This is a genomic window from Bradyrhizobium sp. CER78, from assembly GCF_029846235.1.
In the GTDB taxonomy this organism is placed as follows: domain Bacteria; phylum Pseudomonadota; class Alphaproteobacteria; order Rhizobiales; family Xanthobacteraceae; genus Bradyrhizobium.
Genome location: NZ_JARVWP010000010.1, coordinates 1 through 20,047 on the forward strand (window position 1 = coordinate 1; position 20,047 = coordinate 20,047).

At 65.0% G+C, this 20,047-nt stretch carries 20 protein-coding genes; 14 read left to right on the forward strand and 6 right to left on the reverse strand.

The window, feature by feature from the left end; translation table 11 throughout:
- The first annotated feature begins 84 nt into the window (after positions 1-84).
- The 8 genes from QDT69_RS21895 to hemC all read left to right on the forward strand — a co-directional run bounded on the left by QDT69_RS21895 (position 85) and on the right by hemC (position 7,536).
- The gene (locus QDT69_RS21895; protein WP_279708550.1) at positions 85-837 is read left to right on the forward strand and encodes a hypothetical protein; all 753 of its coding nucleotides are present in this window, start codon (positions 85-87) and stop codon (positions 835-837) included.
- Between the two features lie 124 nt (positions 838-961).
- The gene (locus QDT69_RS21900; RefSeq protein WP_279708551.1) at positions 962-2,554 is read left to right on the forward strand and encodes a flavin monoamine oxidase family protein; all 1,593 of its coding nucleotides are present in this window, start codon (positions 962-964) and stop codon (positions 2,552-2,554) included.
- On the forward strand, positions 2,554-2,961 hold the full coding sequence (locus tag QDT69_RS21905) for a cytochrome c (RefSeq protein ID WP_279708552.1): 408 nt from the start codon (positions 2,554-2,556) through the stop codon (positions 2,959-2,961). Before QDT69_RS21900 ends, QDT69_RS21905 begins: the two co-directional genes overlap by 1 nt.
- A 25-nt stretch (positions 2,962-2,986) precedes the next feature.
- Complete coding sequence (locus QDT69_RS21910; protein ID WP_279708553.1) at positions 2,987-3,475, forward strand: Rid family hydrolase; 489 nt, start codon at positions 2,987-2,989, stop codon at positions 3,473-3,475.
- Positions 3,476-3,605: 130 nt separating this feature from the next.
- Entirely contained in the window at positions 3,606-5,024 is a 1,419-nt protein-coding gene (locus QDT69_RS21915) for a M20/M25/M40 family metallo-hydrolase (protein ID WP_279708555.1), read from the forward strand.
- Complete coding sequence (locus QDT69_RS21920) at positions 5,024-5,842, forward strand: aspartate dehydrogenase (RefSeq protein ID WP_279708556.1); 819 nt, start codon at positions 5,024-5,026, stop codon at positions 5,840-5,842. Before QDT69_RS21915 ends, QDT69_RS21920 begins: the two co-directional genes overlap by 1 nt.
- Entirely contained in the window at positions 5,842-6,462 is a 621-nt protein-coding gene (gene pncA, locus QDT69_RS21925) for a bifunctional nicotinamidase/pyrazinamidase (protein WP_279708557.1), read from the forward strand. The genes QDT69_RS21920 and pncA overlap by 1 nt, the downstream gene beginning before the upstream one ends.
- Positions 6,463-6,564: 102 nt before the next feature.
- Positions 6,565-7,536: a hydroxymethylbilane synthase gene (hemC, locus tag QDT69_RS21930; protein ID WP_279708778.1), complete on the forward strand. Its 972-nt coding sequence runs from the start codon at positions 6,565-6,567 to the stop codon at positions 7,534-7,536.
- A 22-nt stretch (positions 7,537-7,558) separates the two neighbouring features.
- On the opposite strand, the gene QDT69_RS21935 is transcribed toward hemC, so the two are convergent.
- Together QDT69_RS21935 and QDT69_RS21940 are read right to left on the reverse strand one after the other, a co-directional pair.
- Positions 7,559-8,347, reverse strand: coding sequence for a crotonase/enoyl-CoA hydratase family protein (locus tag QDT69_RS21935; RefSeq protein ID WP_279708558.1), 789 nt, complete (start codon positions 8,345-8,347; stop codon positions 7,559-7,561).
- Between the two features lie 32 nt (positions 8,348-8,379).
- A complete protein-coding gene (locus tag QDT69_RS21940) occupies positions 8,380-9,510 on the reverse strand; it encodes an SRPBCC family protein (RefSeq protein ID WP_279708559.1) in 1,131 nt (376 codons plus the stop codon).
- Positions 9,511-9,685: 175 nt separating this feature from the next.
- Between QDT69_RS21940 and QDT69_RS21945 the strand changes: the two genes are divergently transcribed.
- Positions 9,686-10,636, forward strand: coding sequence for a LysR substrate-binding domain-containing protein (locus QDT69_RS21945; RefSeq protein ID WP_279708560.1), 951 nt, complete (start codon positions 9,686-9,688; stop codon positions 10,634-10,636).
- Here the strand turns inward: QDT69_RS21945 and QDT69_RS21950 are convergent.
- Genes QDT69_RS21950 through QDT69_RS21960 form a run of 3 tightly spaced genes read right to left on the reverse strand, consistent with a single transcriptional unit; the run spans position 10,633 to position 13,181 of the window.
- Entirely contained in the window at positions 10,633-11,325 is a 693-nt protein-coding gene (locus QDT69_RS21950; RefSeq protein WP_279708561.1) for a DUF1045 domain-containing protein, read from the reverse strand. The two genes, QDT69_RS21945 and QDT69_RS21950, sit on opposite strands and share 4 nt — an antisense overlap.
- Before the next feature lie 21 nt (positions 11,326-11,346).
- On the reverse strand, positions 11,347-12,519 hold the full coding sequence (locus QDT69_RS21955) for an alpha-D-ribose 1-methylphosphonate 5-triphosphate diphosphatase (protein ID WP_279708562.1): 1,173 nt from the start codon (positions 12,517-12,519) through the stop codon (positions 11,347-11,349).
- Positions 12,516-13,181, reverse strand: coding sequence for a chloramphenicol acetyltransferase (locus QDT69_RS21960; RefSeq protein WP_279708563.1), 666 nt, complete (start codon positions 13,179-13,181; stop codon positions 12,516-12,518). Before QDT69_RS21960 ends, QDT69_RS21955 begins: the two co-directional genes overlap by 4 nt.
- Before the next feature lie 200 nt (positions 13,182-13,381).
- Between QDT69_RS21960 and phnC the strand changes: the two genes are divergently transcribed.
- The 4 genes from phnC to phnE (QDT69_RS21980) all read left to right on the forward strand — a co-directional run bounded on the left by phnC (position 13,382) and on the right by phnE (QDT69_RS21980) (position 17,014).
- The gene (phnC, locus tag QDT69_RS21965; RefSeq protein ID WP_279708564.1) at positions 13,382-14,197 is read left to right on the forward strand and encodes a phosphonate ABC transporter ATP-binding protein; all 816 of its coding nucleotides are present in this window, start codon (positions 13,382-13,384) and stop codon (positions 14,195-14,197) included.
- Between the two features lie 76 nt (positions 14,198-14,273).
- Positions 14,274-15,203: a phosphonate ABC transporter substrate-binding protein gene (gene phnD / locus QDT69_RS21970; protein WP_279708565.1), complete on the forward strand. Its 930-nt coding sequence runs from the start codon at positions 14,274-14,276 to the stop codon at positions 15,201-15,203.
- A gap of 81 nt (positions 15,204-15,284) precedes the next feature.
- The gene (gene phnE / locus QDT69_RS21975; protein WP_279708566.1) at positions 15,285-16,169 is read left to right on the forward strand and encodes a phosphonate ABC transporter, permease protein PhnE; all 885 of its coding nucleotides are present in this window, start codon (positions 15,285-15,287) and stop codon (positions 16,167-16,169) included.
- Positions 16,166-17,014: a phosphonate ABC transporter, permease protein PhnE gene (gene phnE / locus QDT69_RS21980; RefSeq protein WP_279708567.1), complete on the forward strand. Its 849-nt coding sequence runs from the start codon at positions 16,166-16,168 to the stop codon at positions 17,012-17,014. Before phnE (QDT69_RS21975) ends, phnE (QDT69_RS21980) begins: the two co-directional genes overlap by 4 nt.
- 39 nt (positions 17,015-17,053) lie before the next feature.
- On the opposite strand, the gene QDT69_RS21985 is transcribed toward phnE (QDT69_RS21980), so the two are convergent.
- Positions 17,054-18,760, reverse strand: a complete 1,707-nt coding sequence (locus QDT69_RS21985; protein WP_279708568.1) for a Na/Pi symporter — start codon at positions 18,758-18,760, stop codon at positions 17,054-17,056.
- Between the two features lie 424 nt (positions 18,761-19,184).
- On the opposite strand from QDT69_RS21985, the gene QDT69_RS21990 reads away from it, so the two are divergent.
- The gene (locus QDT69_RS21990; protein WP_279708569.1) at positions 19,185-19,685 is read left to right on the forward strand and encodes a DUF1269 domain-containing protein; all 501 of its coding nucleotides are present in this window, start codon (positions 19,185-19,187) and stop codon (positions 19,683-19,685) included.
- The last annotated feature ends 362 nt before the right edge of the window (positions 19,686-20,047 follow it).

Sequence of the window (20,047 nt, forward strand, 5' to 3'; positions counted from 1 at the left end):
GCTGTGATGAAATCGAGCGGTTCGTGTGTATCCGCCATCGCGAAATGACGTCAGCGTGACGACCGCATCCGTACAAGGGGCACCATGACCAGCACCATCGAGGCTTCCGACGGCGGCTACCGCTTCATGCCCGGCGTCAGTCAATATTCCTGCGGCGTCAGTGCGCTGCCCGGTTATGCCATCGAGCGGGTCAGGTTCGCCGAACCGGTGCCCTTGAGCGCAGGTTTTGAACGGATTGCCGATATCATCAAGGCCGCCGGCCGCCCGCTGACCGCGTTCGGCGCCTGCGAACTGCGCTCACCGGCGCCGTTCACCGAGGACGGGTTCAGGGCCTTCAACGAGATCTACATCAAGACGTTGATCGCCTGGGGCGTGATGCGTGACGGCGTCAATCCGGTGGCGCGCAGCAATGTCTGTCCAAAGCTCGATCCGCCCGCCGAGCCGAGCTTCCACGCCTTCTGCTACACGGTGCCGGCTGCGAAGGATGCGCCTCGCAGCTTCGTGGTTGCCGGCAGCGGCGAGTCGGTCGAGGGCAAGGCCAATTACCGCGATCATACCATCGCGCCCGGCGATACCAGTCCGTCCGGCATTCTGGCGAAAGCAATATTCGTGCTGGGCGAGATCGAACGCCGGATGAGCGCGTTCGGCAGCGCCTGGAAGGACACCACCGCGGCGCAACTTTACACCGTCCACAACCCCTATCCGGTGCTCGAAAGCGAGCTCGGCCGCCGCGGCGTGCTGCGCAACGGCCTGACCTGGCATTTCGATCGGCCGCCGGTGGTCGGGCTCGACTTTGAAATGGATTGCCGGCGCGTGCATCGCGAGCGCGTGGTGTGATGTATCGGTTGCGTGACGCATCAAAAGCGCGTGTGGCTGCATGTGGAAGCGTGCGCCCTTTCTTGACACGGGTCGCGTCAACCGTTTCCCTTCGGCATCGACGTCAGTGGCTGGGTGAACGCGGGTGCAGAACCAATCTGTGATCAGGCGGCGGGATTTGCTGGCGCTGATCGGGACTATCGCCGGCAGTTCGGCGATGTATCACGCGATGACGAGCCTCGGCTTCGCATCCGAGTCCGCCTATAAGGGGCCGCTCAAGCTCACGGGCGACGTGAAGGGCGCTTCGGTGCTGATTCTCGGCGCCGGGCTCGCCGGCATGACGGCGGCGCTGGAACTGCGCAAGGCCGGCTACAAGGTCCAGATCCTCGAATTCAACAACCGCGCCGGCGGCCGCAACTGGTCGATCCGCGGCGGCGACAGCTTTACCGAGCTCGGCGGCTTCAAGCAGACCTGCCAGTTCGAGCAGGGGCTCTATCTCAATCCCGGCCCGTGGCGGATTCCCTATCACCATCGCGCGCTGCTCGATTACTGCCGGCGGCTCAACGTGACGCTGGAACCCTTCATCCAGCTCAACCATAACGCTTATCTGCACGCGACGCGTGCATTCGACGGCAAGCCGCAACGCTTTCGCAGCATCAAGGCGGATTTCCAGGGCGGGGTGGCCGAGCTGCTGGCGAAGGTCAGCCAGCAGGGCAGGCTCGACGAGTTCGTCAGCAAGGAAGATCAGGAGATCCTGCTGCAGGCGCTGCGCGACTGGGGCGCGCTGGATCGCGACTACAAGTACAATGCCAATCTGCGCTCCGCCGACGTCCGCGGCTATGCGCGCGATCCCGGCGGCGGCTTGATGGGCGATCCGTTGCCCAGCGATCCGATCTCGCTCCAGGAGCTGCTGCGCTCGCGGATGTGGCGCTACGTCCAAAGCTTTGCGCACTATGATTTCCAGCCCTCCATGTTCCAGCCGGTCGGCGGCATGGACATGATCGGCAAGGCGTTCACGCGCGAGGTCGGCGATCTCATCCGCTACAACGCCAAGGTCACGCAGATCCAGCAGAACGGCTCGGGCGTCACTGTGAGCTGTGTCGACACCGCCAGTCCCTCCGCGGTGCAGCAGGCGACCGCCGACTGGTGCATCTGCACCATCCCGCTGCCGATCCTGAGCCAGCTGCCTCTGGATGTCGGCGGGCCGATGAAGAACGCGATCGATTCCTTGCCCTACGCCGCCTCGGTGAAGGTCGGGCTGCAGTTCAAGCGGCGGTTCTGGGAGGAGGACGAGGCGATCTATGGCGGCATCAGCTACACCGACCTGCCGATCCGGAATATCGGCTATCCGAACTATGGCTTCAACCGCGGTGGCCGCGGCGTGCTGCTCGGCGCCTATCTGTATGAAGGCGCCAATTCCTTCGAGTTCACGGCGATGACGCCGGCTGAGCGGGTCGCCAGTGCGGTTGAATTCGGCGCCAAGATCCACCCGCAGTACAAGAGCGAGTTCGAGAACGGCGTCGCGGTGGCCTGGCATCGGGTGCCGTTCACGCTCGGCTGCGCCGGGGAATGGACCGAAGCCGGGCGGGCGCAGCATTACCGCAATCTCTGCCAGATCGACGGCCGCATCGCGCTGGCGGGCGAGCACGCGTCGCAGCTGCCGGCCTGGCAGGAGGGCGCGATCCTGTCCGCGCTCGATGCCATTACCCGATTGCACGAACGCGTGGTGAAGTCGTGATGAAGCAGACAGGAACATCTATTGTCGCGGCGCTGCTGCTGCTGTCGGCGACCGCGGCGCCTGGCCAGGACAGCGGGCTGGGCAAGCGCACCTTCTCCTCGGGCTATCGCTTCGTGGAGATGACCGGCGAAGAGCTGTTCGCCAATGTCTGCCAGGGTTGCCACATGCCGGATGCGACAGGCGCGAGTGGTGCCGGTACCTATCCCGCGCTTGCCGGCAACAAGAATCTCGAATCCGGCAGCTATCCGATCTATCTCGTCATTAATGGCCGCCGCGGCATGCCGGCATTCGGCGACATGATGACCGATGGTCAGGTCGCCGCCGTTGTGAATTATCTGCGGACGCACTTCGGCAACAACTATCAGGACGCGGTGACGACCAAGGACGTTCAGGACGCCCGCCGCTGACCACGCAACTCACGGGGAGAGTTTGATGAAATTGATCGGTATTGTGTTGGGCGCCGCGCTGTCGGCGATGGCGACCACGGCCTTCGCTGACGTGGTCAGGCATCCGATTCCCAACTCGACGTTCCCGATCGCGCAGGCCGTGACCGTCACCGGCAACACCACGACGGTCTATGTCAGCGGCCAGGTGCCGCCGGTCGTCAACAAGGATGCCGATGCGTCGAGCCCGCAGGCCTATGGTGACACCAAGACCCAGACCGTCGGTGTGCTCAATCGCATCAAGGCCATCCTGGAAGGCCAGGGGCTTGGCATGGGCGACGTAGTCAAGATGCAGGTGTTCCTGGTCCACAACGCGTCCGCGCCGATGGACTTCAAGGCCTTCATGGAGGGCTATACCCAGTTCTTCGGCGGCAGCCAGCCGAACCTGCCGGCGCGCTCAGTGCTCGGCGTCGCCGCACTCGCCAATCCCGGTTTCCTGGTCGAGATCGAGGTGATCGCGGCCAAGGAAGCCAAATAAGGACTCCAAATAGCGTGCACGAAAGTGCGGAGCCTACGCGCGGAAATTGAAGGACTCGCCGTCTTGCCAAAGCGCGTGTCGCCTGTCTGAATTCATCTCCGATCAGGTGGTGGAATTCTGGGAGAGCACGATGTCGCACAAGGCCCGAAACATGGTTCGATCGCTGCAGTTCGCGGCAGCGCTCGCTCCGATGCTGCTCGCGTCCGGCGCCGGCGCGGAAGGACTGACCGAGCAGCAGCAATTTGCCCGCGGCATCTACCAGGAGCTGGTCGAGATCAACACGACCACCGCGACCGGCGACACCCAGAAGGCGGCGGAGGCGATGGGCGCACGGCTCCGCGCCGCCGGTTTCCCCGAGGCCGACGTGCAGGTGTTCTCGCCGGCGCCGCACAAGGGCAATCTGGTGGCGCGGCTGCACGGCTCCGGCGCGCGCAAGCCGATCCTCCTGGTCGCCCATATCGACGTCGTCCCTGCGCTTCGCGAGGACTGGTCGGTCGATCCGTTCAAGCTCACCGAGCAGGACGGCTATTTCTACGGCCGCGGCTCGAGCGACGACAAATACATGGCCTCCGCCTTCATCACCAATCTGATCCGCTACAAGAAGGAGGGCTACAAGCCCGACCGCGACATCATCGTCGCGCTGGAGACCGACGAGGAGATCCTCGATGCCAACGGTCTCGGCATGCAGTGGCTGATCAAGAACCACCGCGACCTGATCGACGCCGAGTTCGCGCTCAACGAAGGCGGCGGCGTCGGCCTCAAGAACGGCAAGGCGATCCGCAACAGCGTGCAGACCAGCGAGAAGGTCTCGATCGGCTATCAGCTCACCGTCAAGGATAGCGGCGGGCACTCGTCGCTGCCGCGCAAGGACAATGCGATCTATCGCCTCGCGGAGGGCCTGGTGCGGCTCTCCAAATACGACTTCCCGATGAATCTCAACGAGACGACGCGGATCTATTTCACGAAGACCGCCGAGGTCGACAAGTCGCATGCCGACGATATCAAGGCAATCCTGGCGCCGCAGCCCGACCCGGCAGCGCTGGCGCGATTGTCGGAGAATCCCGGCTACAACGCGCAGCTCCGCACCACCTGCGTCGCGACCATGCTGGAGGGCGGCCACGCCATCAACGCGCTGCCGCAGCTGGCAACCGCCAAGGTGAACTGCCGGATCCTGCCCGGCGAGCCGGTCGAAGGTGTTCAGGCGACGATCGAGCGCGTACTCGCCGACAAGAAGATTGCGGTGACCCCGACCGGCAAGGCCGTGCTGAGCCCGCCGTCGCCCTTGAACGAAGAGATCATGGGATCGATCGAGAAGCTGTCGAAGGAGTTCTGGCCGGATGCCGCGATCGTTCCTGTGATGAGCACCGGCGCCACCGACGGCAGCTACCTGCGCAATGCCGGCATTCCGACCTATGGTCATTCCGGGCTCGGCTCCGATGTCGACGACAACCGGAATCATGGCAAGGACGAGCGCGTGCTCGTCAAGTCGTTCTACGAAGGCGAGGAGTATCTCTATCGTCTGGTCAAGATGCTCGCCGGTGGGAAGTGATGGCTGACAACAAGACAAAGTTGCGGGTTGCGGTCGCCGGTCTCGGCGCGATCGGCACCGACGTCGTCAAGGCGCTCGATCAGGGCATCGAGGGCCTGACGCTGGTTGCCGTCTCGGCGAACAGCCCGGACAAGCACCGCGGCTGGGTCGCGGAGCTGAAGTCTGCACCGAAGCTGGTGCCGATCGATGAGCTTGCCGAGGTCGCCGACATCGTCGTCGAGTGCGCGCCGAGCAAGGTGGTGCGCTCGATCGTGGCGCCGGTGGTCGAGCGTGGCAAGACCGCCGTGGTGCTCAGTGTCGGCGCGCTGTTGCAGAACGAGGACCTCGTCGATCTCGCCAGGTCTCATGGCGGCCAGATCATCGTGCCGACCGGCGCGCTGATCGGGCTCGACGCCGTGACCGCGGCTGCGATCGGGACCATTCATTCGGCGAAGCTGGTGACACGGAAGCCGGTCGCGGGTCTCGTCGGAGCGCCGCATCTGGTCGAGAACAACATCCGGATCGAAGGCATCACCGAGCCGCTGCGGATCTTCGAAGGGAGTGCGCGCGAGGCCGCAAAAGGCTTTCCGGCTAATCTCAACGTCGCGGTGGCGCTGTCGCTCGCCGGCATCGGCCCCGACCGCACGAGGGTCGAGATCTGGGCGGATCCGACGGTGACGCGCAACACCCACCGCATCGAGGTCGATTCCGATTCCGCGCGGTTCTCGATGATGATCGAGAATATCCCCTCGGAAAACCCGAAGACCGGCCGCATCACCGCGCTGTCGGTGATCGCCTGCCTGCGCAAGCTGCGCGCGTCGCTGCGGATCGGTACCTGATGAAGATTGCGCCCGACGATCTCTTGCTGATCATCGACGTGCAGAACGATTTCTGCCCCGGCGGCGCGCTGGCGGTTGCCGACGGCGATGCCGTCGTGCCTGTGGTCAACCAGCTTGCCGCGCGCTTCGATCATGTCGTGTTGACGCAGGACTGGCATCCGGCGGGCCACAGCTCGTTTGCGACCTCGCATCCGGGCGTAGCACCATTCTCCTCGATCACCATGCCCTATGGGCCGCAGACGCTTTGGCCGGATCATTGCATCCAGAGAACGGCGGGAGCGGCGTTTCATCCCGGTCTTGCGACCGACCGGGCCGAGCTCGTGATCCGCAAGGGCTTCCGCGCCGCGATCGATTCCTATTCGGCGTTCTTCGAGAACGACCGGACGACGCCGACCGGGCTCGCCGGTTATCTGCGCGAGCGCGGCCTCAAGCGCGTCGTGATGGCCGGCCTCGCGACGGATTTCTGCGTGCAATATTCGGCGCTGGATGCGCGGCGGCTGGGGTTCGAGACCACGGTCGTGCTGCCGGGCTGCCGCGCCATCGACCTCGGCGGTTCGCTTGCGGCCGCCACCGCGGCGATGCGCGAGGCTGGCGTGTCGCTGGTCGAGGAGATCGCCTGAGTCTGGTCCGGCAGGGGCAAAAACCATTGTTTTAACTGACCTTTTGTTCTAATCCCCAGCCGTTGATGACCACTCAGCGGAGCTTTCGTGTCGGGACAGGTTTTGCGGATAGGGACGCGCAAGAGCGCGATGGCGCTCGCGCAGACGGACGAGGTCGCGCGGCTGCTGCGCGCCTCGGCGGGCGACCTTGCCGTCGAGATCGTCAAGTTCGAGACCCGCGGCGACCAGGACCAGACCAGCAAGCTGCTGCGCCACGGGGGCAAGGGCGGCGCCTTCGTCGCCGAGATCCGCGAGGCCATGCGTGCCGGCACGTTGCAGGCCGCGATGCATTCGCTGAAGGATGTGCCGGGCAATGAGGAGACGCCGGGACTCGTCCTCGCGGCTATGCTGAAGCGCGATGCCGCCAATGACAGCCTCGTGCTGCGGCCGGGCCTGTCGCTGGACACGCTCCGCGGCGCACGCGGCAAGGGCTTCATGATCGGAACCAACGCGGTGCGCCGCGCCGCCTATCTGCGCCGGCTGTTTCCGGAAGCGACCGTGATCCATTATCGCGGCGCCGCCGACACGCGCGTTGCAAAACTCGATCGCGGCGACAAGCAGCGGCTGCCCGAGGGCGGCGAGGTGGGGCCGGCGGATGCGCTGGTGATGGCGCGCTCCGGCCTCGAGCGCATCGGCATGACTGCGCGCATCGCCCATGATTTCTCCGTCAACGAAATGCTGCCGGCGGTGGGCCAGGGCATCGTCGCCGTCGAATGCGTCGAGACCGACTGGGCGACGCGGGCGCGGCTTGCCGCGATCGACAACGCGCCGTCGCGGCTGGCTGCCGAGGCCGAGCGCGAGGTGCTTTGGGTGCTCAACGGCCATTGCAATTCGCCGATCGCCGGCCACGCCACGCTCGCGGCAAGCGAGTTGACGCTGCGCGCTTCCGTGCTCGACGAGGCCGGAGCCGGCTTCATCGAGGTGACGCGGAGCGGCCCCGCCGACCGGCCGCGCGAACTCGGCCGCGCCGTCGGCATGGAGCTGCTCGCGAAGGGCGCCGCCGAGGTCATCGCGCGCACCCGGGTCGACGAGTAGCGCCGCGCTCGCGATCGACTTCTCAGGCGATGTCGGCGAAATCGCCGTGCCGGCCCTTGCCGCCTGCGAAGCGGCGGGCGCCGGCCTCGGTCTCGCCAGTCGCAACCGTCGCAAGCCCGAGGCGAAACTCGTTCAGCGTGGCCTGCTCCCAGCTGAGCTCCCATTGCTCGATGGCGGAGAGCCGGTCGCTGCGCAGCGCCGCCTGCGGCAGCCGGCAGAGATCCAGGGCGAGGCTGCGCGCCTCGGTGAGCGCGGTGCCAGGCGCGACCACGCGGTTGGCGAGCCCGATCTGCCTGGCCTCTTCGCCGGAGACGCCACGCCCGGTCAGGATCATGTCCATCGCGCGGCTGTGCCCGATCAGCCGCGGCAGGCGTATGGTGCCGAGATCCATCAACGGCACGCCGAAGCGCCGGCAATAGACCCCGAACGTGGCATCGGATGCCGCGACCCGCAGATCGCACCAGATCGCAAGCTCAAGGCCGCCCGCTACCGCCGGCCCCTCGATTGCGGCGATCACCGGCTTCGACAGCTTCATCCGCGTCGGGCCCACCGGGCCGTCGCCGTTCTCGACGCGGTGGCCGCGATGGCCGGCCGCGGTACGCTTGAGGTCGAAGCCGGCGCAGAACGCGCCGCCTGCGCCGGTCAGGATCGCGACCGATAGCGATGGGTCGCGATCGAACGCGCGGAACGCCTGAGCCAGCCCCTGCGCGGTCTCCGGATTGACCGCGTTGCGCGCCTCGTCATAGCGATCGATGGTCACGATCGCGATTGCCTGCTCGGTTCGGTATTTGACGGTCGGATGGTCCAGCATGGTCAGTCCTCGCTACGCAATGTTGGATTGGGTCAGCGTGCGCCGGTGCGGCTCTCGATGATCTCAGCCAGATTGCGGTGAAAATGTCTGATCGCCCCTTCGAACAGGCCGAAGGTGAAGTGATCATTCGCTCGCGTTGCGAGTCCGCGCTGCGCGGCGCTGGCCATCTCGCGATCTTCGGCCGCGCCCGCGGTAACGAAGTCGCGTCCCTGGGCGACCGCGGCGCGGCCATCCTCCGCGGCGATCTGGTTCGACAGCGTGTAGGTGACGAGACGGGTGCGGTCCACGGCGAGCGGCTCAAGCACCGTCATCAACCGGTTGGTCGGGAAGGTCGACAGCATCACGTTCGGAAACAGGTGATAGACATGCGTCAGCATGCCGGCGGTCCTGCGTTCGCCCGGCGGCACGTTGCGCAGCTTCTCGATGCGCCGATAGGGGAAGCTGATCCGGCTGTTGCGGCCGAAGGCTTCGATCACGTTGAGATTGTCGTACTGCAGCGGATAGAACGTATCCTGGTGCGTCGACCGGATGTGATAGCCTTCGAGGAACCCCTCGGCGACGATCTTCCAGTTGGCCTCGACCTCCTGCGAGACGGTCGAGTACAGCGTCCAGTCGTCGCCGAACAACGCCGGCATGCTGCTCGCGTCGGAGGTTGCGGCGGGATCGTCCTGTGCGATGAACACCAGGCCATCGCGTTCGATGCAGGTGACGGGCACGAGGCCGTGCGTGGTCTTGTCGAGCCCGGGAAAGCCGTATTCGTCGGGAATGCCGCGCAACCGGCCATCGAGGCCGTAGGTCCAGCCGTGATAGCGGCAGGTCAGCGCCTTCTTGCAACCGGCACCGTCGACCAACTGCACGCCGCGATGCCGGCACGCATTGCGGAAGGCGCGCGCAACGCCGTCCGCGCCGCGGATCGCGAGAACAGGCGTCAGCGCCGCATCGCGCGCGACATAGCCGCCGATCTCGGCGAGCACGGCCGACGGACAGAACGGCGTCAGCGTGCGGCGGAACACGTGGTCGATCTCGGCCGCGAAGCGATCCTGCGACAGATAATGCGCGACTGGCTCGTGCCAGACGCCGTCGCTGAGATCGGTCGATTTGGCGTCGATATGCCTGAGGATGCGGTCGACGATCGAGGCTTCGTCCGCGAGCTGTGCCGTCATCGCCGTTCTCCCGCTCGATTGGCCGGGCTTGCCGCCGGTCTGGTCTGGTTCAGGGACAGGCTCGCGCATTGCGCTGCATGCGACAAGCGAAACGAGCTGGGTTCGGATGAATGTCATTCATCCAAAGCCATTTTCCGCGCGACATCGACGGCGGCCGCCCGCTAGGATCGGTCCCATGAGCAGGAACAACCCACGGCCGGGGCGCCGGTCACCGTCGCAGCGGAGGGACGATCTCGCTGCAGCGAGTCTTCGGCCGGCGCATCTGCTGGCGCTGCAGGCGTTCGATGTCGCGGTCAGGCTCGGCAGCTTCAAGGCGGCCGCGGGCGTGTTGAACGTCAGCGCCTCGGCAGTCAGCCATCGCATCCGCAATCTCGAAGTCCATCTCGGCGTCGCGCTGTTTCACCGCGCCCATCGCGTTATCAGGCCGACCCATGCCGGCGAGAAGCTGGCCGCCGCGACCGGCCGCGCCTTTGCATTGCTGGCGCAGGCGGAGTCGGCGGTCGAGGCGGCCGGCCAACGCCGGCTGCGGCTCAAGGTGCTGCCGCAATTCGCCTCGGCCTGGCTGATCCCGCGGCTGTCCGCGTTCCTCACCCGGCATTCCGAGCTTGATCTCGCGATCGAGACCTCGAACCGCAATGTCGATTTCGACACCGAGACGTTCGATGCCGGCATCAGCTTCGGGTCCGACAAGCCGGAAGGCGTCGTGGCGCATCGCCTGATGGAGGTGAGGACCGTTCCGGTCGGTGCGCCGGCACTGGCGCGGCGATTGAAACTGCGCGCGGCGGCAGACCTCGGCCGCGCCGTGCTGATCCATGTCACGACGTTCCCGGCGGCCTGGCCGCTGTGGTTCAAGCACGCCGGCGAGCCGGCGCCGCCCGCAACGCGCGCGATCTCGGTCGACAGCTTTGTGGCCGCGTTGCAGGCCGCAGAACGCGGCGCGGGTGTTGCGCTGGCGCTCGAACCCTTCATCGGCGAAAGCGAGCGGAGCGGTACGATCCGCCGGCTCCTGCCGGTCGGCCACGTCACCGGCAGCTATTGGCTGGTTCATCCGCCCGGCGCGCAACGCAACCGCGCGCTGCAGACGTTCAAGAAGTGGCTGCTGGCTGAACTCGCGAAACCGGACTAGGTGGCTCGCAGCGGCCAGCTACTGATGATCCGGAAGCGAGACGCTGGATCCGCCTGCTTGAACAACGCGATGCGGTCGATCGCGAGCCTCGTGAGATCGATCGCCGCGAACCGCTCGCGCAGCTGCGCCACGATCGGGCCGCGCCGCTCGTTGCTTAGCCGCCCGGTCAGCGTCATGTGGAAGCGGAATTCCTCCATGACGTAAGGGTAGCCCCAGCGGTCGAGATAATCGCGCTGCCGCTCCGTGAGACGTTCGGGTTTGCGCCGCGCGCGATCTTCCGGCGTCAGCGGCGCACGGAAGCTGTCGAATTCGGTGACGCAATCGGCGGCAAGCTGCTGGAGTTCGTCGGAGCGCTTCGCCGGAATCACGGCGATGAAGCCGCTGATCGCATCGACCACAGGCTCGATCACGGGAATGCGCCGCGCGCGGCCGGCGAAGGCAGCACAGGCATCGAGGAGCTCGGACTCGCTCTTGTCGTCGGCGAGCGCGGTCGGCGCCTTCAGCGTGGCATGGAAGCCGTATTTGCGCGGGTCTTCCGTTATCTCGCGCCAGTCGGGCGTAACGCCATCGGGAAACGGCAGGTCGCCGCCATCAACTGCATCGTAGCCGAGCAGCGTTGAGCCGAACCGGTGCAGAGCGCTGTCGGGTGACGGCGCATAGTAGATCGCGTAGCGCGGAGTGTTGGCCATGGCAGGAGACATCGAACCGGGCTACGCCGCCGCAACCGTCTTGCGCGGAGCGAGCGAATGAACGAGGCAGCTCGCATCCGCCAGATGCACCAGCCGGCCCGCCGCGATCACGGCGACGATGCGCGGGCGCAGCGGTACCTTGTCGTCGACGACGATAATGTCGGCGCGGCGGCCGGTGGCAAGCACGCCGCGATCGGCGAGCCCTGCGGCGCGCGCCGGCGCCGAGGAGATCAGGTCCCAGGCTCTGGCAAGCGGCAGGATGCCATCGGCGGCGAGGCGGAACGCTGCGAGCAGCTGCGCCGGATAATAGTAGTCCGACGCCAGCACCGAGCAGAGACCCTGCGCGATCATGTCGGACGCCTTGGTCCAGCCGGTGTGGCTGCCGCCGCGCACCACGTTGGGCGCGCCGAACACGATGAAGTCGCCCGCGGCCGCGGCATCGCGCGCGGTCTCCACGTTGACGGGGAATTCGGCGAGCGTGGCGCCCAGCGCACGAAACTCCTGACGCATCTCCGGGCTGTTGTCGTCATGGGAGAGCATGCGGACATCTGCCGCGCGCGCAGCGGCAGCCAGCCGCGCGATCGAAGCCGGAACCTCGGGACGGCGCGCGACGATCCGGTCGAGCATCTCGTTGACGGCCTCGAGGGAGAGTCCGGCGCGTTCGGCCAGCTGGTTGCGCTTCTTCGGCTTGACGTTGCTGTGGTCGTTGAAGGCGAACAGGTCGATGCGGCCTTCGGTGAGCCACTGAATGATCTCGGCCTCGGCCTCGAGATTGTGGGTCTCGTGGCGCAGGTGGAAGCGCGTGTCGGCGGCGAGCTGCGGCCGCAGCGCCTCGATCGCATCGAGCAGCTTGCGTGCATTCTCCGCGCTGCGCAGGCCGGGCTCCCACGACCAGGTCGTGCCATGAAAGACGGTGGTGATGCCGTTGGCGATCGCCTGCCGATCGCTATCGATCAGTGCCACATCGGTCGGGAAGTCGACGCCCGGGCGCGGCATCATCTGCCGCTCGAACGCATCGCCGTGCAGATCGATGATGCCGGGCAGCACGAGGAGGCCGGAGGCATCGATGTGAAGCGCAGCGCGGCCTTGCTCGGCGTCGAGCGCTCCGATGTCGCGGCCTGAGGTGCGCAGCGAGGTCTCGACCAAGCCACCGTCAACCAGCGTGCGTCCGCCTTCGATGAAAATGTCCGTCACGATGCGGCGCTCCGTTGCTTGTCCAGTGATTGAGATACGGCCTCGGCCTCGTACTTGTCGAGGAATTCCTCGACCGCGAGCTTGCGAAAGTCGGGCAGGACACGACGAAGTGTCTCGTGATCCCAGTCCCACCACGCGAGTGCTGTGAGGCGATCAGCTGTTGTCTCGGAGAAGCGCCGCTTCACCGGGCGTGCCGGATTACCGGCAACGATGGTGTAAGCGGGGACATCCTTGGTCACGATCGCGCCGGCGGCGATGACCGCGCCGGTTCCGATGTTCCGTCCAGCGAGCAGAATCGCGCCGTGACCGATCCATACGTCATGGCCGATATGCACGTGATGCGCACGTCGCCAGTTGAAGAAGTCGGCGTCGTCGCTCTCTCCGGGAAAATAAGCGCTGGCGCGGTAAGTGAAATGCGCCTGAGTCGCGCGATGCATCGGGTGGTTGCCGGGATTGATCCGCGTCATCGCCGCAATCGAGCAGAACTTGCCGATCGAGGTGTAGGTGATCTGGCTGTCGTTCACGACGTAGGAATAGTCATCCATGCTGACTTCAAGCAGGATCGTGCGCGCGCCGACCTCGGTGTATTTGCCGAGCTTGCTCTCGCGAACCGACGCAGTCGGGTCGACGGTCGGCACAACCGAGAGTGTTTTTCCGGCCATCAGGGCCTCCGCAAATCTTTGGCTTTCGGGGGATGCGCGCTCGTCTTCGGGATGCTTGATGACAACATCATGACGTTGCGATGACGGCAAGAGACGGTGAGGAGCGGGTGTGGACGATCGCCGCACCGCGGCGCGGTCGTCACATAATTGTAAAACGCCGGGGATAGCGATGGCCCAACGCGACGCGGTTGGAGCATTACATGCTGGTGGTGGAAGGTTTGACGTGCCGGTTCGGCACAAAAGCCGCAGTCGACAACGCATCGTTTTCGATCGCGCCGGGTAGCTTTGTCGGCGTGATCGGCCGCTCCGGTGCCGGAAAGTCGACCTTGCTGCGGATGATCAACCGCCTCGCCGATCCGACCTCCGGCCGTATCCTGTTCGAAGGCACCGACGTGACCGCGCTGCGCGGCAAGGCGCTGCGGCAGTGGCGGGCGCGTTCGGCGATGATCTTCCAGCAATTCAATCTGGTCGGCCGTCTCGACGTCTTGACCAACGTGCTGATGGGCCGGCTCGCCCAGATCCCGTCATGGCGCTCGCTGGCGCAGGTCTGGCCGGAGCAGGACAGGGCGCTCGCGCTGTCGGCGCTCGAGCAATTCGATATCGCCCAGCTCGCGGCGCAGCGCGCCGACCAGCTCTCCGGCGGCCAGCAGCAGCGCGTCGCGATCGCCCGCGCGCTGGTGCAGGAGCCCGACATCATCCTCGCCGACGAGCCGATCGCCTCGCTCGATCCCCGCAACACCAAGATCGTGATGGATGCGCTGCTGCGCATCAACAAGCATTTCGGCATCACGGTGCTCTGCAATTTGCACTCGCTCGACCTCGCACGGACCTATTGCGACCGCCTGGTCGGGATGGCGGCAGGTCGCGTGGTGTTCGATGGCGCCCCCGTGGCGCTCACCGACCATATCGCCCGCGAGCTCTACGACCTCGAGGCCAATGATGTCATCGGCGCGGCGCCGCTGCCTGCGCCCGAAGGCGCAACTGCTCCGGCGCTCGGCACCGCTGCCGCGGCCTGAGCGTCGCATTACCGAAAATCTGGGTAACCGGGCATTTCGCCCGGCCAACAGGCGTAGCTACCAAAGAGGGGTAACCATGATCACTCGTCGCATCATTCTGGCCGGCGCCGCCGCGCTGGCATTCGCAGGATCGGCTTCGGCCGAGGACTGGAAGGCCAAGTATCCGGAGATCACTTTCGCGGTGATCCCGGCCGAAAACGGCTCCGGCGTCACCGAGCGCTACGGTCCGCTCACCGAGTATCTGTCGAAGGAGCTCGGCATCAAGGTGAACCTGCGCGTCGCCAACGACTACGCGGCGGTCATCGAAGGCCAGCGCGCCGGCAACATCCACATCGGCTATTACGGCCCGGCGTCGTTCGCCCGCGCCCGCCTCACCGGCGTCAAGACCGACGCGTTCGTGATCGACGTCAACGCCGACGGCTCGAAGGGCTACTATTCGGTGTTCTACGTGCTCGCCAAGAGCCCGTACCAGAAGGTCGAGGACCTCAAGGGCAAGAACCTCGGTCTGGTTGATCCGAACTCGACCTCCGGCAACAACATGCCGCGTTTCAAGCTGAACGCGATGGGTATCGATCCGGAGACCTATTTCTCCAAGGTGGTGTTCACCGGCAGCCACGAGAACGCCGTGCTGGCGCTGGCGCAGGGCACCGTCGACGTCGCCGCCAACTGGTGGAATGCCGACGACGATTCCAACCTGACCCGCATGCTCGCCAAGAACATGGTGAAGTCGAGCGACGGCACGCCGCTGAAGAAGGAAGACTTCCGCATCATCGTGAAGTCCGACCTGATCATTAACTCGCCCTACGCCTATCTCGAGAGCCTTCCCGACGACATGAAGGCGAAGATCAAGCAGGCCTTCCTCGACATGCCGAAGAAGGATCCGGAAGCTTTCAAGAAGCTGTCCGACGGCAAGAACCAGCCGTGGCAGCCGGTCACCAACGCCGACTACGACAAGACCATCGAGCTGATCAAGTTCGTCGACGCCCTGCGCAAGAAGGCGTCCTGATCGCACATCGCCGCTGAATTGGGCCGGGTTGAAGAGACCCGGCCCTTTTCGTTCATTCCTCGAGCAGACTGGCCCGCATCGATGGCGACCGCCATTTCCATCCTTCCAGCGCAGCAACTGGCGACGCTGAATGATGCCTATCGCAAGGCGGTCGCGCGCAAGCGGCTGAAGGCGACGGTCGCGGCCGCGGTGTTCTGTGCGGCGCTGTTCATCGCAGCGCTCGGCGCCGATGTGAATCTGCACACGTTCTTCACCTATTTCGGCAACTTCCTCAGCTATTTCGATCGCATCCTGACGCTGGATTCCGGTGCGCGGGTCTGGACCGATCCGCTGGAGTGGTTCTGGGGCCTGAAGAAATGGCTCCGCCTGCTCGGCGAGACCCTGCTGATCAGCTATGTCGGCACCCTGACCGGTGCGGTATTTGCATTTGCGTTGAATTTCTTCGCCGCCCAGAACACCGCGCCGGGTCCGTGGGTGCGCTTCATCATCCGCCGCCTGCTGGAATTCGCCCGCACCGTGCCCGGCATCGTGTTCGCGCTGATCTTCGTGATCGCGTTCGGCCTCGGCCCGATGGCCGGCGTGCTGGCGATCGCGATCCACACCACCGGTGCGCTCGGCAAGCTATTCGCCGAGATCGTCGAGAATGCCGACATGAAGCCGGTCGAGGGCATCCGCTCCACCGGCGCGAGCTGGCTGTCCTGCATGCGCTTTGCCATCCTGCCGCAGGTCTCGGCGGGCTATGCCAGCTACGCGCTGCTGCGCTTCGAGATCAATGTCCGTGAGGCGTCGGTGATGGGCTTCGTCGGCGCCGGCGGCATCGGCCAGGAGCTCGTGGTCGCGATCCGCAAGTTCTACTATTCCGACGTCAGCGCCATCCTCGTCACCATCATCGTCACCGTCTTCATCATCGACATTTCGACCGGCTGGCTGCGCGGCCGGCTGTTCGGCAAGGAGACCCGCCGATGAGCCAGATGCCGCGACCGGACACTGCGGAGCTGCGGGCCAAGTACCCGGGCGTGTTCGAACGTCCCGCATCGGCGCGGCTGGCGATGCCGGCCATGATCGTGGCGGCGCTCGCGATCTTCGTCTACGGCCTGGTCGATCTCGACTTCTCGCCGACCAAGCTGATCACCGGGATGAGCCAGCTCGGCTGGATCACCATGATGATGATCCCGCCGAACCCGGGCTCGTCGTTCCCGCTCTACATGCAGGCGCTCGGCGAGACGCTGTCGATCGCGCTGCTCGGCACTACGCTTGCCGCGCTGCTGGCGTTGCCGGTCAGCCTGTTGGCGGCGCGCAACGTCATCCCCTCCAATCTGATCCGCTTTCCGGTGCGCCGCTTCCTGGATTCGATCCGCGGCGTCGACACGCTGATCTGGGCGCTGGTCTGGATCAACGTCGTCGGCCTCGGACCGTTCGCCGGCGTGCTGGCGATCATGGTCTCCGACTTCGGCGCGTTCGGAAAACTGTTCTCCGAGGCGATCGAGGCCGCGGACCGCAAGCAGGTCGAGGGTATCCGCGCCTCCGGCGGCAACGCGCTGCACGAGATCCGCTTCGGCCTGCTGCCGCAGGTGCTGCCTGTGATTGCCGGGCAGGTGCTCTACTTCATCGAGTCGAACACCCGTTCGGCCACCATCATCGGCATCGTCGGCGCCGGCGGCATCGGCCTTCAACTCGCCGAGCAGATCCGCGTGCTGGAATGGCAGAAGGTGTCGTTCCTGATCCTGATGATCCTGATCGCGGTTGCCGCGATCGACTTCATCTCCAGCAAGCTCCGCTTTGCCATCATCGGTCGGCGTGCGGTGGTCTAGCCTACGCGATTCGCGGCGCGCCTCGATTTCTGCGCCGCGCTATGCGCTGCGACCGTGAAGATGCGCGACGGAGCGCCAGGCGTGATGCGTGAGCGTTTCAAGGCGTCGTACGGCATCGACGCGAGCGATTGCGTCGTCCGCGTTCGTCGTTCCACTGGCCACTGAGCCGAGCGTAGCTTTGCGGTGGTCTCTCCGCACTTCGCCGAGCGCTTTCGCACAGTGTTCCAGATGCGCAAGGGCCTGCTCGGTCGATGTCCCGGCTGTAGCGAGTTCCTTCTCTGGGTTGAGCGACCGCGTCGGCGCAGTTCTCAGCTTGATTTCCGTGGCGCAATCGGAAGCGCCAGGCACGACGGCGACTTCGGCAGCGAGCGATGCCGTGCTACGCATGGCGTCCACGCAGATTTCCACCGCGCGCATGTCCTGGGAGCCGCCGGGGAGCCTGCCGAGTTCGATTTCCTCGCCGAGGGTTTCGGCCAGGCGAGACGCGTGGTCAAGTGCATGCAGTGCGCTGGTGAGGCGCTGCTCCTCATCCTGCGATTCAGGAGGTCCACTTACTTCCGACATGAACTCCTGTGCCTGGCGCAGGGCAGAGGCAGCTTCCGCCGCTGGCGCGGTGTTCCGTCTCGCCGGGACGGAGACGTCTTGAATCGCGGCTGACAGTGTTGTCGCCAATGATCCGCACATCGCTTCAAGCACGCGCGCGACCGTGCGTCGCACGGCCTCCACGGTCGCGATCGGAGTCTCGAGCGCTGCTGGATCCAGGCACCTGGTCAGCGGTGAACCTCGTTCGGGCAGCAGGCGCTCGACGAACCGGGTAAAGCCATTGATTACAGGCAGCAGCACCAGGACGCCGACGACGTTGTAGGCGGTGTGATAGGCTGCAAGCAGCGTTACGCCACCAATGCTGTCTGAGGCGCGGACCAGAAGGGGAATACTCACGGGCAAGAGCGCCAGCGCAATAGCTGCCGCAATCAGCTTGAACAAGATGTACGCGAAGGCCAATCGCTTGGCGGTGCTGCTCGCACCGATTGCCGCCATGGCGGAACTCGTCGCAGTTCCGATGTTCTGCCCAATGATCAGTGCGCATGCCTGGTCCAGGCCGATGGCTCCCGCATAGTGTGCCGAGAGTGTCACCGCAATAGCCGCGGTCGATGATTGCATCACGGCGGTCATCACCAGTCCGACGACGGCCAGCGCCAGCACCCCGTACAAGCCCGCCCACCAGGTGGTGCCGAGAACGGCCGGCAAGTCCGCCGGGTGCAACCGTTCGGCTAGACCTCCCATGCCCTGCTGCAGGGTCGTCAGTGCGAACAGCACCAGCGCGAACCCCGCAAGGGCTGCTCCCGCTGCGGATACACGGCCACCGCCCAGCAGTTTGATCAATGCGCCGACGAAAATCATCGGGAGCGCCGCGGACGTGAGGGAGACGCGAACGCCGATCAGCGCAACAAGCCAGCCGGTTCCCGTGGTTCCGACGTTCGCGCCGAACACGAGGGCCAGCCCTTGCGGAAAGGTCAGCACACCCGCGCTTACCAGACCGATGGTGGTCATGGTCGTTGCGCTGGACGATTGCACGATCGAGGTCACGATGGCGCCCCACAGTGCACCGGATAGCGGGGTCGCCGCTGCCTTGCCGAGGACCGTCCGCAACTTCGATCCGGCGAGTGCCTTAAGGCCGGCGGTCATGACACTCATGCCAAGCAGGAACAGACCAACTCCACCTAAGACCGAAATCGCCGTCGACATGCGCGCTCTCTTCGCAGTGCACCGACAATTGGACCAATCAACCTAAAGCAGCGGCGCCTTGAAGTCAGCAGTAGACGACGGGTCGTCGTCCGCGGATCAAACGGTGGCTTTCAGTCGCGACTGCCCCGTCTGAGTTCTGGCGACGCTGACCGCTGAGCGTTGGAACTGGCAATCGTGGGGCCGCTTGCGTACGGCAGCAGCACCGGCGCGAACTGGATGCCGCCGGACAAAGTTTGCCGCGAGTCCTTGTTCGAGACACATGCGACAATGCCGCTTACTCAATTGCACCGAGCACTTGAAGCATCTCGGGATTGTGAACCTGCGTGTCTGATTAGCCGACAAGAGACTTTCGGTCCGTGCTAAATTTCGGTCGCGCATCAAAAGCGCAATAGGGGCAGCACTTCGATTCAACAGGGAGTGTTCAATGTCAGATCTCGTTGCGATCGTGTACCCATCCGAAGTCAAAGCAGAGGAAGTTCGGCAAAAAATACTCAAGCTTCAGAGCGAGTATCTGATCACGATCAGCGATGCCGTGATCGCAGTTAAAACGGGGGACTCCGTAAAGCTCAATCAGCTCGTAAACACCACCATGACCGGCGCAGCGAGTGGCAGCTTCTGGGGGCTGCTCTTGGGGATGGTCTTCCTGAATCCTCTTCTCGGCGTGGCTCTCGGAGCCGGCGCAGGCGCCTTGAGCGGTGCACTGACCGATTTCGGAATCAGAGACCAGTTCATGAAGGATCTCGCGTCGAAGGTAAAATCGGGAGATGCCGTTCTGTTCCTGCTGATCCAATCCATGACCTCAGACAAGGTTCTCAATGCGATCAAGGACGCAGGAGGGATCGTCCTGACGACCTCGCTCGATGAAAAGAAAGAGCAGCACCTACGCGACACTCTCGCAGCCGCAACTCAGGCCAAGGCTGCCTAGCGAGTGAGCCAAGGCCTGGCGCCAGCGCCATAGCTTGGTCGGGTGCCCGCGAAGGAGGCCGGCTGCAGCCATGCGGGTTCGCGGCCGCTCAGCCGGTTGCCTTCCGCGCTGTCAAAAGCCGGGAGAAATTCATGCGCAAATTGCTTCTATGGGGGCTCGCACTTGGGATTGCTTCGGTGGCGATTACGGCGACCAGCGGTCGTTCGCAATCCGGCCTTATTGCGCCGCTGGGCCTGCGCCAGGCCGCCGACGAGCTTCGTCTCGTGGAAACTGTCCAATTCACCTGGAGGGGCCAGCGCTACTGTTGGTACAGTAGGGGATGGCGCGGTGGTGGCTGGTATCGGTGTGGTTTTGGTTCAAGG

Excerpts from the sequence above, each read along its gene's own strand:
- QDT69_RS21895 (WP_279708550.1), top strand. The coding sequence starts at position 85 with ATGACCAGCACCATCGAGGCTTCCGACGGCGGCTACCGCTTCATGCCC.
- QDT69_RS21905 (WP_279708552.1), top strand. The coding sequence starts at position 2,554 with ATGAAGCAGACAGGAACATCTATTGTCGCGGCGCTGCTGCTGCTGTCG.
- QDT69_RS21910 (WP_279708553.1), top strand. The coding sequence starts at position 2,987 with ATGAAATTGATCGGTATTGTGTTGGGCGCCGCGCTGTCGGCGATGGCG.
- QDT69_RS21915 (WP_279708555.1), top strand. The coding sequence starts at position 3,606 with ATGTCGCACAAGGCCCGAAACATGGTTCGATCGCTGCAGTTCGCGGCA.
- QDT69_RS21920 (WP_279708556.1), top strand. The coding sequence starts at position 5,024 with ATGGCTGACAACAAGACAAAGTTGCGGGTTGCGGTCGCCGGTCTCGGC.
- pncA (WP_279708557.1), top strand. The coding sequence starts at position 5,842 with ATGAAGATTGCGCCCGACGATCTCTTGCTGATCATCGACGTGCAGAAC.
- QDT69_RS21935 (WP_279708558.1), bottom strand. The coding sequence starts at position 8,347 with ATGCTGGACCATCCGACCGTCAAATACCGAACCGAGCAGGCAATCGCG.
- QDT69_RS21940 (WP_279708559.1), bottom strand. The coding sequence starts at position 9,510 with ATGACGGCACAGCTCGCGGACGAAGCCTCGATCGTCGACCGCATCCTC.
- QDT69_RS21945 (WP_279708560.1), top strand. The coding sequence starts at position 9,686 with ATGAGCAGGAACAACCCACGGCCGGGGCGCCGGTCACCGTCGCAGCGG.
- QDT69_RS21950 (WP_279708561.1), bottom strand. The coding sequence starts at position 11,325 with ATGGCCAACACTCCGCGCTACGCGATCTACTATGCGCCGTCACCCGAC.
- QDT69_RS21960 (WP_279708563.1), bottom strand. The coding sequence starts at position 13,181 with ATGGCCGGAAAAACACTCTCGGTTGTGCCGACCGTCGACCCGACTGCG.
- phnC (WP_279708564.1), top strand. The coding sequence starts at position 13,382 with ATGCTGGTGGTGGAAGGTTTGACGTGCCGGTTCGGCACAAAAGCCGCA.
- phnD (WP_279708565.1), top strand. The coding sequence starts at position 14,274 with ATGATCACTCGTCGCATCATTCTGGCCGGCGCCGCCGCGCTGGCATTC.
- phnE (WP_279708566.1), top strand. The coding sequence starts at position 15,285 with ATGGCGACCGCCATTTCCATCCTTCCAGCGCAGCAACTGGCGACGCTG.
- phnE (WP_279708567.1), top strand. The coding sequence starts at position 16,166 with ATGAGCCAGATGCCGCGACCGGACACTGCGGAGCTGCGGGCCAAGTAC.
- QDT69_RS21985 (WP_279708568.1), bottom strand. The coding sequence starts at position 18,760 with ATGTCGACGGCGATTTCGGTCTTAGGTGGAGTTGGTCTGTTCCTGCTT.
- QDT69_RS21990 (WP_279708569.1), top strand. The coding sequence starts at position 19,185 with ATGTCAGATCTCGTTGCGATCGTGTACCCATCCGAAGTCAAAGCAGAG.